The sequence below is a fragment of the Tahibacter soli genome (genome assembly GCF_025717065.2).
In the GTDB taxonomy this organism is placed as follows: Bacteria; Pseudomonadota; Gammaproteobacteria; order Xanthomonadales; family Rhodanobacteraceae; genus Tahibacter; species Tahibacter soli.
Genome location: NZ_JAOVZO020000018.1, coordinates 844,685 through 857,987, shown reverse-complemented (window position 1 = coordinate 857,987; position 13,303 = coordinate 844,685). Strand labels below are relative to the sequence as shown.

The window sequence follows — 13,303 nt, the reverse complement described above, 5'->3', positions numbered from 1 at the left end:
GACACCGAACTACCCAGCTTTCAAATACTGCTCAAAAAACGCCAACGTCCGCGCCCAAGCGAGCTTCGCCGCCGCCTCGTTGTACCGAGCGGCGCTCGAATCGTTATGGAAGCCGTGCTGCGTGCCGGGATACATGTTCAGGCTGTATGCCACGCCGTGCTCGTCGAGCGACTTGCGGAAGTCGGCGATGCCGGCGTTCACGCGCTCGTCGCTGCCGGCGTAGTGCAGGCACAGCGGCGCCTTGATCTTCGCGACGTCCTCGGGCTTCGGCGCGCCGCCGTAGAAACACACGGACGCCGTCGTTTCCGCGCGGTGCACCGCCGCCTGCAGCGACATCGACCCGCCGTAGCAGAAGCCGACCACGCCGATCCTGCCGTTCGCGTCGGGGCGGCTCGCAAGATACGGCACGGCGGCGAGCACGTCCGACGCGATGACCGCGGGGTCGGTCTTGCCGAACAGGTCGCGCGCCTGTTCCTGGTCCTGCGGCGCCCCGCCGGCGGCAGACAGCCCGTCCGGCGCGACCGCGACGTAGCCCGCCAGCGCCGCGCGACGCGCGACGTCTTCGATGTGCGCGTTGAGGCCGCGGTTCTCATGAATCACCACGACGCCCGGCAGCTTGCCCTTCGCGCCGGCCGGTTTCGCGACGAATGCCTTGACGTCGCCTTGTGCACCTTTGTATTTCGCGTATTCGGTGACGATGCGCTTGTCGTCGTTCGCCACCTGCTGCGCCTGCACGTAGTTCGGTTCGATCAGCGGCAGCACCGCGCTGACCGCCGCCGCGCTGCCGAGGATGCCCGTCAGCCGCGCGAGGAAATCGCGGCGCGGCATCGAGCCGTGCACGTAGTCGTTGTAGAGCTCGATGACGCGCTGGTCCATGATGGTGTTTCCCTCAACGCGTCAGAAAACGCGTCATGAAATCGGCGAGGCCCTTGTACGGCGGGCGCAGCAGCGAAAGACTGGAAAAACGCGCCTGGTGGAAAACCGGCAGCTGCTTGGAGAAGGTAACGAAACCGTGGTGGCCGTGGTAGTGGCCCATGCCCGACGGACCCACGCCGCCGAACGGCAGTTCGCCCTGCGCGTTGTGCAGCAGGCAGTCGTTGACGCTGGCGCCGCCGGCGACGCAACTGTCGAGCACCTTGCGCGTGCGGCCGCGGTCGCGGTCGAAGTGGTACAGCGCGAGCGGGCGCGGCCTGGCGTTGACGTATGCGATCGCCGCGTCGACCGACGGCGCCGCGACGATCGGCAGGATCGGCCCGAAGATCTCTTCCTGCATCACGCGCGCATCGTCCGGCGCGTCGATGACGAGCGTCGGCGCGAACACGCGCGCGGCCGGATCGTGCGCGGCGTCGTCCGGCAGCGTCACGACGGTTGCGCCGCGCCGGCGCGCATCGTCGACGAGGCCGTGCAGACGCGCGTACTGCCGCTCGTTGACGATGCTCGTGTAGTCGGGGCTTTCGCGCAGGTTCGGATAGTGCCGCGCGACGTACGCGCGCAGCGCGTCGACGAAGCGCTCGCGGTCGTCGGCGCGGATCAGCACGTAGTCCGGCGCGATGCAGGTCTGGCCCGCATTGAGAAACTTGCCGGCCGCGATGCGCGCGGCGGCGACGTCGATCGGAAAGTCCGGCGCGACGATCGCCGGCGACTTGCCGCCGAGTTCGAGCGTCACCGGCGTGAGGTTCGGCGCGGCGGCGGCCATCACCTTGCGGCCGACTTCGGTCGAGCCGGTGAACAACAGGTGATCGAGCGGCAGGCCGGCGAATGCGGCGGCGACGTCGGGGCCGCCGAGTACCGTGGCCACGCGGTCGCCCGGAAACACTTCGGCGAGCAGCGCGGCGAGCGCGTCGGACGTGCGCGGCGTGTGTTCCGACGGCTTGAGCATCACGTGGTTGCCGGCGCCGATCGCGCTGACGAGCGGAATCAGCGCGAGGTTGACCGGGTAGTTCCAGGGCGCGATCACGCCGACGACGCCGAGCGGCTGCCAGCGGATTTCGGCGCGCGCGGGCAGGAACGTCCAGTCGACCGCGCGGCCCTGCGGGCGCATCCAGCGGCGCAGATTGCGGCGCACGAGATCGATTTCGTGCAGCACGGTCATGCCGTCGGACAGCAGCGATTCGTGCCGCGAGCGGCGCCCGAAATCGGCGTTCATCGCGCCGATGAGGTCGTCGAGGCGGCGCTTGAACGCGTCGCGCAGGCGCGCGAGATCGTCCATGCGCTGGCGGTAGTCGGGGGTGTGCGATTGCCAGGCGGCGCGCAGTCGCGCGAGCGTGGCGTCGAGATCGGCGGTGCCGGCCGGGGCGGCGGTCTGGGGCGTGTCCATTTCTGCACTGTAGCGCGGTTGCCGTGCGAGCGGTGAGGGGCGTCGGCGTCCAAATCGCGACCGCCTTTGCCCCCGGCCTCGAAGCGGCTACGCTGCGGGTTTTCGACGACGAGCACCGCCGATGTCCCTGCGTCCCTACCGCGGCATTCATCCTGTCATTGCCGACACCGCCTACATCGATCCCGACGCGGTCGTGATCGGCGACGTCGAGGTCGGCGCCGACTCGTCGATCTGGCCGTGCACGGTCATCCGCGGCGACGTGCACCGCATCCGCATCGGCGCGCGCACGAACATCCAGGACGGCGCGATCGTGCACGTCACGCACGACGGCCCGTACACGCCGGGCGGCTTTCCGACGCTGATCGGCGACGACGTGACGATCGGCCACGCCGCGGTGATTCACGCGTGCACGATCGGCGACGCCTGCCTGATCGGCATGCACGCGACGGTGCTCGACGGCGCGATCGTGAAGAAGCACGGCTTCGTCGGGGCCGGTGCGGTCGTCGCGCCCGGCAAGATCGTCGGCGAAGGCGAGCTGTGGCTCGGCAATCCGGCGCGCCTGGCGCGACGCCTGTCCGACGACGAGATCGAGCGGCTGTACTACTCGGCGACGAAATACGTCGAGCTCAAGAACGACTATCTGCGTGCGTAGCGACGGCGGCGCGCGTCAGCGCTTCGCGGGTGCCGGTTTGATCCAGCCGATACCTTCGACGTCGACGCCATGTTCGCGCAGCAGGTCGAGCAGGGCAGCGAATTGTTTCGCGTCCTGCGCCAGCCGGTGCGGTTCGACCGCGCGCACGCGCTGCGCGGCGAGCTCGGCGTCGCGCTGCAGGACAGCCGCGAGTACCGCCTCGCGCGCGCTCGGCATGCCGAAGGTCTGCAACGCCGGCTGGCCGAATGCCGCCAGCCGGCTGCGCGCATCGAACCACGCCGGCGTGTGATCGACGACGGCGACCGCCAGTCCTTCGGCGAGCGCGGAAAGATCGGTCGTCTCGTCGATCGTCGCCCAGAAATCGGCGCCGTTGCGCAACTCGTTCGGCCAGCGCGGATCGCGCGTCGGCGACACCGCATCGTTCAGGCGGCCCTGAAAGCCGCCCGGCCCGAACGCGATCTGCGTCGGCTTGACGTGTTCGCCGATCCATTCGAGTCCCGGCAGCTTCGCCTGCAGCGCGAGCAACGCCGGAAAACGCACGCCGAGGTTGACCGTGAACTTGCCGCGACCGCCTTCGTTCCACTTGTCGCCCTGCAGGTCGAGCAGTTGTACGCATTCGCCGTCGCCGTCGCCGACGACGCGATGAAATGTCCTGCCGCGTCGCGAATAGCCGAGCGGTTTCAGCCGCTCGCCGAGGAACTTAGCGACAAAGTCAATTTTTACACCGATCCGGGCGTCCGCACCGGGAACTGCGGGACTGGGCATGGCGAGGCTCGCGGTCGAATGACGCGCGAGTCTAGCGCCGGACCGGCTGCGCCCGGGTGTCCACGACAACGGGTGTCCAGGACAACGGCCGGGTTTGGTGGTATCAACGAGACCGGACTACGGCGGGAGGCCGCATGAGCGTGGGGGCTTGGTTCGACGTCGTCGCCGCGCGCCGCCGTGTGTCGCAATGGCAGGCGGCCGGCGTTCTGGCGCCGGACCGCGCCGCGCAGGCGCGGGCGGTACTCGGCGCCGACGCACCGCCGCCATGGCGCGGTTTTCTCGATGCGCTCGCGCTGTGGCTCGGCGCCGCGCTGCTCGGCGCCGGCGTCATCTTCTTCATCGCGGCGAACTGGGCGCAGCTCGGCAAGTTCGCGCGGCTCGGCGGCGTGCAGGCGTTGCTCGTGCTCGCCGTCGTCGCGGCCGTGCGTCTGGCGCATCGCCGCGTCGCGCGCGAAGCGGCGCTGTTCCTGGCCGTGCTACTGCTCGGCGCGTTGCTCGCGCTGCTCGGCCAGACCTATCAGACCGGCGCCGACACCTGGCAGCTGTTCGCCTTGTGGGCCGCGCTCGCGCTGCCGTGGACGATCGCCGCGCGCAGCGCCGTGCTGTGGCTGACGTGGATCGCGCTCGTCGACGTGGCGCTCGCGCTGTGGTTCGACCTGCATCCGTGGCGCGTTTTCGGCGGGGACGATGCCGTGTCGATCATCGGCGCGATCAATTTCGCTTTTCTGCTGGCGTGGAAAATCGCCGCCCGGCGTCTGCCGGAACTCGAAGGACGCGTCGCGCCGCGCGTGCTCGCCGCATTCGCCGTCGCGCCGCTCACGTTCGGCGCCGCGGCGGCGGTGATCGAACGCAACGGCTTCGGCGTCGCCGTGCTGCCGTGGCTCCTCGCCACGTTGCTGCTGCTGACGCCCGGCTATCGCGCGGATCGTCGCGACGTCGCGGTGCTCGCGATGGCGGCGCTCGGCGTCATCGTGGTCGTGACCGCGCTCTTGGCGCGCCTGCTGCTGCGGCAGAACGGCGACTGGGCCGGTTCGCTGCTGCTGCTCGTGTTTGCCGTGGGCGGCCAGTCGGCCGCCTTCGCGGTCTGGCTGCGGCGCCTCGCGCGCGAGGAGCGCGCATGAGCCACAGCGACCTGACGGCCTGGCATGCCCTGCGCGACGCGGGGCTGGTCGACGGCGATGCGCCGCCGGAATCGACGCAGACGCCGTGGTACCTGCAGATCCTGCTCGGCGTCAGTGCCTGGATCGCGGCGATCTGCCTGTTCGGGTTTCTCGCGGTACTGGTGAGCGACCTGTTGTCGAGCCGTCCGGCAATGATCGTGCTCGGCGTCGCATGCTGCGCCGGTGCGATCGCGCTGATGCGCGTGGCATCGGGCGAATTCTTCATGCAGGCCGCGGTGCCGGCGAGCGTCGTCGGACAGGTGCTGATCGGGCTTGCGGCATTCGACAAGGGCCCCGGCGACGGCGGCGGCTGGTTCGCGGTCGCGTTCGTCGCGGGTGCGATGTACGCGTTCGGACCGTCCTGGCTGCACCGCTTCGCCTGCGGTGCGGCGCTGGTGGCCGCGCTTTCCGGCATCGGCGGCCATATCGGCCCGCTCGCGAGCTATGCGACGCTGCCGCTGTTCGCCTGGGCGGCCGTCCTGTTCTGGGCCGGTCGCGCCGAACGCTACGCGCCGCTCGCGTGGGCCTGCGGTCTCGGCGCGTTGTTCGGCGCCGCGACCCATGGATTTCTGTTCGGTCTGTGGCAAGCGCCGCCCGGCATCGCGGTGCTGAACGCGTGGCAATCGTCGATGTCCGCCGTTGCCGCGATGCTGCTGCCGGCGATCGCTCTGCGTCTGGCGACGGCCGCCGACGCGCTGCGATCGCCGTCGATTCTGCTCGCCATCGTCGGCTGCATGGCGCTGGCCGTCCTGTGGCTGCCGGCGCCCGGCGTGGCGATCGGACTCGCGTTCGTACTGACCGGCTTCGCGATCGACCGCCCCGCGATCGTGCTCTTCGGCGTGGCCGGCGCGATCGGATGCCTCTGGCTGTACTACTACCAGCTCGACGTGACGCTGCTCGACAAGTCGGGCCAGCTCGCCGGCGGCGGCGCGCTCGTGCTGGCGCTGCGCAGCGTCGCGCGCTACCTGGAGCGCCGCGCATGAAACGCTGGCAGATCGCGACGCTCGTCGGCGGCCTCGTGCTCGCGCTCGCCGTCGTCAACGCCCTGGTGTTCGCGCGCGAGCGGCTGCTGCGCGACGGGCGCGTGGTCCTGCTCGAACTCGCGCCGGTCGATCCGCGCTCGCTGATGCAGGGCGACTACATGGCGCTCGACTACGCGATCGCGCGCGAGCTGACGACTGCGGGCCTCGGCAACGCGGTCGAACCGCCGCGCGCGAACCAGGACGGCTACGCGATTCTCGCGCTCGACGAACACGGCGTGGCGCGCCTCGTGCGCGAACAGGTCGCCGCGACGCCGCGCGAAGCGGGCGAAGTGGCGCTGGAATTCCGGCGGCGCGGGCAGCGCGTGGGGATCGCGTCGAACGCATGGTTCTTCGCCGAAGGCACCGCCGCGCTGTACGAGCCGGCGCGCTACGGCGAGCTGCGCGTGAGCGACGGCGGACACGCGCTGCTCGCGGGGCTGCGCGACGCGCAGTTCGGGCGATTGCCGGCGCGATAGCGCAAAGCGACCCGCCGCTCAATGCGAATCGACGGCCGCCGCCGGCGCGGCCGTGCGCGCCGGCCGGCAGAACGGCACCAGCACGAGCGCGGCGAGGAACAGCCACGACATCAGCCGGAACACGTCGTTGAACGACAGCGTCAGCGCCTGGCGCGCGACGACGCCGACGATCTCGCCCTGCGCGACGAGCAACGCGTGCGACGCGTCGGCGGTCCAGCTGCCGACGTGCGCGGCGAGTTCGGCGACGACGTCCGGCGCGTGCCGGTTCGCTTCGCCGAGGCTCTCGCCGAAACGCGCGGCGTTGATCCGCGTGTAGTCCTGCAGCCACGTCGTGACGACGGCGATGCCGATCGCGCCGCCGAGATTGCGCATCAGATTGAACAGGCCCGACGCGTAGCGCAGCTCGGCCTGCGCGAATCCGGACAGCGCGAGCGTCACGCTCGGCACGATGCACAGCATGATCGAGAACCCGCGCAGCGCCTGCGGCAGCGCGAGCGACCAGAAGCCCCACTCCGATGTCAGGAACGACGTCGACCACAGGCTTGCCGCGAACAGCGCGAGGCCGGCCGCGATCATGCGCCGCGGATCGACGCGCTGCGACAGCCGCGCCGCGACGACGACCGACAGGATTTGCGCGATGCCCGTGACGAACACCGTCGTGCCGATCTGCAGGCTGTCGTAGCCGCGCACGCGCCCGAGAAACAGCGGCACGAGATAGGTCGACGCATACAACCCGAAACCGATCACGAGATTGAACACGCACGCGAACACGAACGTCGGGCTGCGAAACGGCGTGAGCTTCACGATCGGCCCGTCCGAGTTGCGCGAGCGTTCGAGAAACAGCACGAATCCGACGAGCGAGATCCAGCCCGCGGCGGCGATCGCGGGGTCGTCGAACCAGTCGTAGCGCGGCCCTTCCTCGAGCACGTACTGCAGGCCGCCGAGAAATGCCGCGAGCGACACGAGATGCGCGTAGTCGATGCGCCGGAACATCGCGGGATTGGGCCGGTCGACGCGGATCAGCATGGCTGAAAGCACCGTGACGGCGATGCCGGGCACGATGTTGACGTAGAAGATCGAGCGCCAGCCGAACGCGTCGGTCAGCCAGCCGCCGACGGTCGGACCGAGCGTCGGCGCGAGCACCGCGATCATGCCGAGGATCGCCGGAATCATCGCGCGCTGGGGACCGGTGAACAGCGCGAAGCCGGTCGCGAACACGGTCGGAATCATCGCGCCGCCGACGAAACCCTGGATCACGCGGAAGGCCACCATCGAGTCGATGTCCCACGCCGCGCCGCAGAGCGCGCTCGCCAGCGTGAACAGGCCCGCCGACAGCGCGAACAGCCAGCGCGTCGACAGCGCCTGTGCGAGAAACGCCGACAGCGGAATCATCACGAGTTCGGCCATGAGATAGCCGGTCTGCACCCAGCTGATTTCGGTCGGCCCCGCCGACAGGCCGGCCTGCACGTCGTTGAGCGACGCCGCGACGATCTGGATGTCGATCAGCGCCATGAACTGGCCGAACGCCATCACCGCGAAGATGAGGTATTTGCGCGAGTCCGGCAGCGAAGCCGGATCGTCGGTGGCGGACATGCGAACGGCCTTGCAATGATATGACGTCGATAATATTATGATCGTCATACTACGAACGCAAGGCGAGAGGCCGGCATGCGCTACGACGCCGAACACAAGCAGCAGACCCGCGACAAGGTGGTCAAGGCGGCGGCGCGGGCGATCCGCGCGAAAGGCCCGGACGGCGTCGGCATCGCGCAGGTGATGGCCGACGTCGGTCTCACGCACGGCGGCTTCTACGCGCACTTCGCCTCGAAGGACGATCTCGTCGCCGCGGCCGTCGGCCAGATGTTCGACGAATCGCGCGCGCGCCTCGCCGCGGAAACCCGCGATCGCCCGGCGGCCGACGGTTTGCGCGCGTACATCGATTTCTACCTGTCGCCCGCGCATCGCGACGCGCGCCGTGCCGGCTGCCCGATCGCGGCGCTCGCGTCGGATCTCCCGCGCATGGCCGCGAAACAGCGCCGGCATTTTTCCGCCGGCAGCGAGCGGCTGGTCGAAGCGCTCGCCGCGCTGCTGCGCGACGTCGGCCGTGCCGAACCGGTCGCCGACGCGCGATCGACGTTCGCCGAACTCCTGGGCGCGCTGTCGATCGCGCGCATCGAGAGCGACGCCGGACGCTCCGACGAAATCCTCGCGAGCTCGCGCGCGGCGATCAAGCGCCGCCTCGGGCTCGGCTGAGCGCATTCCTCATCGAACGACGTGAGCTAATGAGCACGAACCCCGCTTCCGAACCCGCTCCCGATCGACCGCGGCGCCGACCGCGCAAGGCGTTCGTTGCCGTCGGCATCGCGCTACTCGCCGCCGTCGCCGGCGTCGCCTGGATCGTCATGCCGAAGTCGGCGGTGTCGACCGACAACGCCTACGTGCAGGCCGACAGCTCCGTCGTCGCGCCGAAGGTGCGCGGCCTCGTCGCCGAAGTGCTCGCCAAGCACAACCAGCGCGTCGCGCGCGGCGACGCGCTCGTACGCATCGACGCCGAGGAATTCGACGCGAAGGTCGCCGCCGCGAACGCGGCGCTGCTCGACGCGCAGGCACGGCAGCAGGCGGCGCGCGCGGCGCTCGTGAGCCTCGACGCCGAGGAGAAGCTGGCCGCATCGAACGTCCGCGCCGCGCAGGCGACGATCCGTTCGATGGATGCGCAGAGCGAGCGCGCGAAAGCCGACCGGCGCCGCTACGACGGTCTCGTCGGTTCCGGCGCCGTGGCGCGCCGCGACGCCGACCAGTACCGCGCCGCCGCGCTCAGCGCGTCGGCCGATGCCGACAAGAGCCGCGCCGAACTCGACGTCAGCCGGCACCAGGCCGCGGTGACGCACGCGCGGCGCCTCACGCTCGAGGCCGCCGTCGCCCAGGCCGACGCGGCGGCGGCCGCCGCGCAGGCCGCGCTCGATCTCGCGCGCCAGGACCAGGCGCATACGATCGTGCGTGCGCCGATCGACGGCGTCGTCGGCGACCGCCAGGTCGAGCCCGGCGACTACGTGCAGCCGGGCACGCGCCTCCTGACGATCGTGCCGATCGACGCGCTGTACGTCGTGGCGAACTTCAAGGAAACGCAGACCGACCGCATGGTGCCGGGCCAGCCCGCGACGATTGCGGTCGACGCGCTGCCGGGCCGCACGCTGCGCGGCGAAGTGGAAAGTTTCGCGCCGGGATCCGGCTCGCAGTTTTCTCTGCTGCCGTTCGAGCCGGGCACCGGCAACTTCACGAAGATCGTGCAGCGCGTGCCGGTACGCATCCGGTTCGCGCCGAATCAGCCGGCGCTCGCGGCGCTGCGGCCCGGGTTGTCGACGACGGTGACGGTCACGCTCGCGACGAATGCCGCGGCCGACGCGAACGCTGTCGCCGGTCGTTGACCGCGGCGCTCATTCGGCGACCGTCGTTGCCGAATGAGCGACACTCAGGCGCATCGAGCGTCAGTCAGGGTGACGTCTGCGCCTCGAGCGCCGCGATCCACACGAGCGCATGCGCGGCGCCGTCGCCGCACATCGCCGGCTCCGGCCGCAGCCGCCCGCACACCTCGGGCCGCTCGGGCGAGCCGAAAATCCCGCAGCGGTTGTCGTCGGTCAGCTGCACGCAACGCACGCCGGCCGGCTTGCCCTGCGGCATGCCGGGTATCGGCGAGGAAATCGACAGCGCGATGCAGCACGCGCCGCAGCCGGCGCGGCATTCGTAGCGTCCGCTCGCGGCGTCGAATTTGAGTGCCGTCACGCGCCGTCCAGCCGCGCGCGCAGCGCTTCGTAGACCGGCAGCGTGTCGGGCCGCGAACCGTGCCAGATCGCCCACGCTTCGGCCGCCTGTTCGACCAGCATGCCGAGACCGTCGAGCGCCTGCCCGGCGCCCGCTGCGTGCGCCCATGCGAGAAAGCCCGTCGCGGCCTTGCCGTAGCTGAGGTCGTAGCACAGCGCGCGCGGTGCGAGGATCGCGAACGGCAGGTCGAGTTCGCCGCCTTCGACGCCGGCGGACGTGCCGTTGACGACGAAGTTCCAGCTGCCGCTCGTCGCCAGATCGTTCCAGTAGCGCACATGCACGCGGCCTGGCAGGCCGATGCGGTCGGCGAGCGCGTCGGCGCGTTCGGGCGAGCGGTTGGCGATCGTCAGCGAACGCACGCCGGCGTCGAGCAGCGCGAACGCGACGCCCTGTGCCGCGCCGCCGGCGCCGAGCAGCAGCAGGTCGCGGTCGCGCACGTCGATGCGGTGGCGCTCGGCGAGGTCGGCGATCAGGCCGGGGCCGTCGGTGTTGTGGCCGCGCCAGGCGCCGTGCGGCAGCGGTTCGAGCGTATTGACGACGCCGCTGCGCGCCGCGTAGTCGGAGACGTGCGCGCACAGCTCGTACGCCTGGCGCTTGAGCGGCAACGTGACGTTGGCGCCGCCGCCGCCGTTTTCGCGATACGTTTCGAGCAGCGCGGCGAACGTGTGCGGCGGCGCGTCGATCGCGTCGTAGGTGGCGTCGATGCCGGTCTGCGCCGCGAACGCGCGATGGATCTGCGGCGACAGCGAATGCGCGATCGGGTGGCCGAACACGGCGTGGCGGTGCGAAGCGTCGCTCATGGCGTTTCCTTGCGAAGACCTGGCGCCATTCTACCCGCGCGCCGCGCCGTCGACCGAAAAGCGTTGCCCGCTGTACATCGTTCGCCGTTCGTACAGCCCGGCCGCCCTACGCTCGCGCGAGCATGACCACCGGCCCTGCCTTCGGCGCCGGGCTTCCCGTACAAATCTCCCAACGTTCACACCGTGAGGTTCGCCATGCGTCTTCGCCGTACCCCGCTCGCCCTCGCCACGCTGCTCGCGTTCGGCGTTTCCGCGGCCGTTTCCGCGCAGGACAAGACGCCCGCCGGCACGGCCGTCGCCGGCGTCGAGCTGATCGCCCGCGACGCATTGTTCGGTAATCCGGAACGCACCAATGTGCAAATCAGTCCGGACGGTCAATATCTGTCGTGGACCGCGCCGGTCGACGGCGTCATGAACGTGTGGACCGCGCCGGCCGGCGACCCGTCCAAGGCCAAGGCCGTCACCGACGACAAGGCGCGCGGCATCCGCCAGTACTTCTGGAGCTATCGCGCCGATACGCTGCTGTATCTGCGCGATACCGGCGGCGACGAAGACTTCCACCTGTATTCGGTCGATCTGAAAACCGGCGACAAGCGCGACCTCACGCCGTACGCGAAGACGCGCGCGCAGGTCGTCGGCGTCAGCCACCTGCATCCGGGCACGATTCTCGTCGGCATGAACGACCGCGACGCGCAGTGGCACGACGTGTACAAGGTCGATCTCGCTACCGGCAAGCGCGATCTGGTCGAAAAGAACGACAAGGAAATCGCGGGCTATCTCGTCGATGCCGACTACAAGCTGCGTCTCGCGCAGAAATCGCGTCCGGACGGCGGTTCCGATCTTCTGAAGCCCGACGGCAAGGGCGGCTGGACCAAGGTCGACGACATTCCGTTCTCCGATTCGCTGACGACGGCGCCGGGCAGCTTCACGACCGACGGCAAAACGCAGTATTTCTCCGACTCGCGCGGCCGCGACACGAGTGCGCTGTACGCGATCGACGTCGCCAGCGGCAAGAAGAGCCTCGTGCACGAAGACAAGCGCGCCGACGTCGGCGAAACGCTGGCCGATCCGAAGACCGGCGTCGTGCAGGCCGTGTCGGTGAACTACCTGCGCGACGAATGGAAAGCGGTCGACGGTTCGATCGCGGCCGACCTCAAGGCGCTGCAGGCGATCGGGCCCGGCAACTTCTTCGTCAGCGCGCGCACGCTCGACGACAAGACGTGGGTCGTCGGCTATTCCGCCGCCGAGACGCCGGCCGTGTACTACCGCTACGACCGCGACGGCAAGAGCGCGGGCAAGCTGACCAAGCTGTTCTCGGTGCGGCCCAAGCTCGAAGGCAAGCCGCTCGTGCCGATGTGGCCGCACGAGATCAAATCGCGCGACGGGCTCACGCTCGTGTCGTACCTCTCGCTGCCCAGGAGCGCCGACGCGAACGGCGACGGCAAGGCCGACAAGCCCGTGCCGCTCGTATTGTTCGTGCACGGCGGACCGTGGGCGCGCGACGAATACGGCTACAACGGCGCGCACCAGTGGCTCGCGAACCGAGGCTACGCCGTGCTCAGCGTCAACTATCGCGGATCGACCGGCTTCGGCAAGAACTTCGTCAGCGCCGGCGACCTGCAATGGGCGACGAAGATGCACGACGACCTGATCGACGCCGCGCAGTGGGCGGTCAAGCAGGGTTACACCAAGCCCGACGAGATCGCGATCATGGGCGGCAGCTACGGCGGCTACGCGACGCTCGTGGGCCTCACGTTCACGCCCGACGCGTTCAAGTGCGGCGTCGATATCGTCGGCCCGTCGAATCTCAACACGCTGCTGTCGACGATTCCGCCGTACTGGAAGGCGTTCTTCGAACAGTTTGCCAAGCGCGTGGGCGATCCGCGCACGGAAGAAGGCAAGAAGCTCCTGGCCGAGCGCTCGCCGTTGACGCGCGTCGACGCGATCAAGAAGCCGCTTCTGATCGGCCAGGGCGCGAACGATCCGCGCGTCAAGCAGCCCGAGAGCGACCAGATCGTCGAGGCGATGAAGAAGAAGAACATCCCGGTGACGTACGTGCTGTTCCCGGACGAAGGGCACGGCTTCCAGCGGCCGGAGAACAGCAAGGCGTTCTACGCGGTGGCCGAGGGCTTTCTGTCTCAGTGCATGGGCGGTCGCGCGCAGCCGATCGGCGAGGACTTCGCCGGATCGAGCATCAGCGTCCCGCAGGGCGCCGACGGCGTGCCGGGGCTGGCCGATGCGCTGAAGTCGCATACGCAACAAGTGAAGAAGTAAGCAAAGAATCCGGCAGTC

Annotated in this window: 13 protein-coding genes; 7 read left to right on the top strand and 6 right to left on the bottom strand. The window is 69.7% G+C overall.

What is annotated here, in order from left to right; all coding sequences use genetic code 11:
* Window positions 1-9 precede the first annotated feature (9 nt).
* A complete protein-coding gene (locus tag OD750_RS17175) occupies window positions 10-876 on the bottom strand; it encodes a dienelactone hydrolase family protein (protein WP_272842018.1) in 867 nt (288 codons plus the stop codon).
* A gap of 13 nt (window positions 877-889) precedes the next feature.
* Window positions 890-2,317, bottom strand: a complete 1,428-nt coding sequence (locus OD750_RS17170; protein ID WP_263541915.1) for a coniferyl aldehyde dehydrogenase — start codon at window positions 2,315-2,317, stop codon at window positions 890-892.
* Between the two features lie 121 nt (window positions 2,318-2,438).
* Here OD750_RS17170 and OD750_RS17165 point away from each other — a divergent pair, with 121 nt between their 5' ends.
* Window positions 2,439-2,969, top strand: coding sequence for a gamma carbonic anhydrase family protein (locus OD750_RS17165; protein ID WP_263541914.1), 531 nt, complete (start codon window positions 2,439-2,441; stop codon window positions 2,967-2,969).
* A gap of 15 nt (window positions 2,970-2,984) precedes the next feature.
* On the opposite strand, the gene OD750_RS17160 is transcribed toward OD750_RS17165, so the two are convergent.
* Entirely contained in the window at window positions 2,985-3,734 is a 750-nt protein-coding gene (locus tag OD750_RS17160) for a DUF4304 domain-containing protein (protein ID WP_263541913.1), read from the bottom strand.
* Between the two features lie 134 nt (window positions 3,735-3,868).
* On the opposite strand from OD750_RS17160, the gene OD750_RS17155 reads away from it, so the two are divergent.
* The 3 genes from OD750_RS17155 to OD750_RS17145 are packed head-to-tail and all read left to right on the top strand — an operon-like array spanning window position 3,869 to window position 6,392.
* Window positions 3,869-4,855: a DUF2157 domain-containing protein gene (locus OD750_RS17155; protein WP_263541912.1), complete on the top strand. Its 987-nt coding sequence runs from the start codon at window positions 3,869-3,871 to the stop codon at window positions 4,853-4,855.
* Entirely contained in the window at window positions 4,852-5,877 is a 1,026-nt protein-coding gene (locus OD750_RS17150; protein ID WP_263541911.1) for a DUF4401 domain-containing protein, read from the top strand. Before OD750_RS17155 ends, OD750_RS17150 begins: the two co-directional genes overlap by 4 nt.
* Complete coding sequence (locus tag OD750_RS17145; RefSeq protein ID WP_263541910.1) at window positions 5,874-6,392, top strand: GDYXXLXY domain-containing protein; 519 nt, start codon at window positions 5,874-5,876, stop codon at window positions 6,390-6,392. The genes OD750_RS17150 and OD750_RS17145 overlap by 4 nt, the downstream gene beginning before the upstream one ends.
* A gap of 18 nt (window positions 6,393-6,410) precedes the next feature.
* On the opposite strand, the gene OD750_RS17140 is transcribed toward OD750_RS17145, so the two are convergent.
* On the bottom strand, window positions 6,411-7,985 hold the full coding sequence (locus tag OD750_RS17140) for a DHA2 family efflux MFS transporter permease subunit (protein WP_263541909.1): 1,575 nt from the start codon (window positions 7,983-7,985) through the stop codon (window positions 6,411-6,413).
* Window positions 7,986-8,060: 75 nt separating this feature from the next.
* Here OD750_RS17140 and OD750_RS17135 point away from each other — a divergent pair, with 75 nt between their 5' ends.
* Window positions 8,061-8,645, top strand: coding sequence for a TetR/AcrR family transcriptional regulator (locus OD750_RS17135; protein ID WP_263541908.1), 585 nt, complete (start codon window positions 8,061-8,063; stop codon window positions 8,643-8,645).
* Window positions 8,646-8,674: 29 nt separating this feature from the next.
* On the top strand, window positions 8,675-9,817 hold the full coding sequence (locus OD750_RS17130; RefSeq protein ID WP_263541907.1) for an HlyD family secretion protein: 1,143 nt from the start codon (window positions 8,675-8,677) through the stop codon (window positions 9,815-9,817).
* Window positions 9,818-9,881: 64 nt separating this feature from the next.
* On the opposite strand, the gene OD750_RS17125 is transcribed toward OD750_RS17130, so the two are convergent.
* Together OD750_RS17125 and aroE are read right to left on the bottom strand one after the other, a co-directional pair.
* Complete coding sequence (locus OD750_RS17125; RefSeq protein ID WP_263541906.1) at window positions 9,882-10,172, bottom strand: YkgJ family cysteine cluster protein; 291 nt, start codon at window positions 10,170-10,172, stop codon at window positions 9,882-9,884.
* Window positions 10,169-11,011 carry a shikimate dehydrogenase gene (gene aroE / locus OD750_RS17120; protein ID WP_263541905.1) on the bottom strand — a complete coding sequence of 281 codons (843 nt, stop codon included), beginning with the start codon at window positions 11,009-11,011 and terminating at the stop codon, window positions 10,169-10,171. Before aroE ends, OD750_RS17125 begins: the two co-directional genes overlap by 4 nt.
* 195 nt (window positions 11,012-11,206) lie before the next feature.
* Here aroE and OD750_RS17115 point away from each other — a divergent pair, with 195 nt between their 5' ends.
* Window positions 11,207-13,285, top strand: coding sequence for a S9 family peptidase (locus tag OD750_RS17115; RefSeq protein ID WP_263541904.1), 2,079 nt, complete (start codon window positions 11,207-11,209; stop codon window positions 13,283-13,285).
* Window positions 13,286-13,303 lie beyond the last annotated feature (18 nt).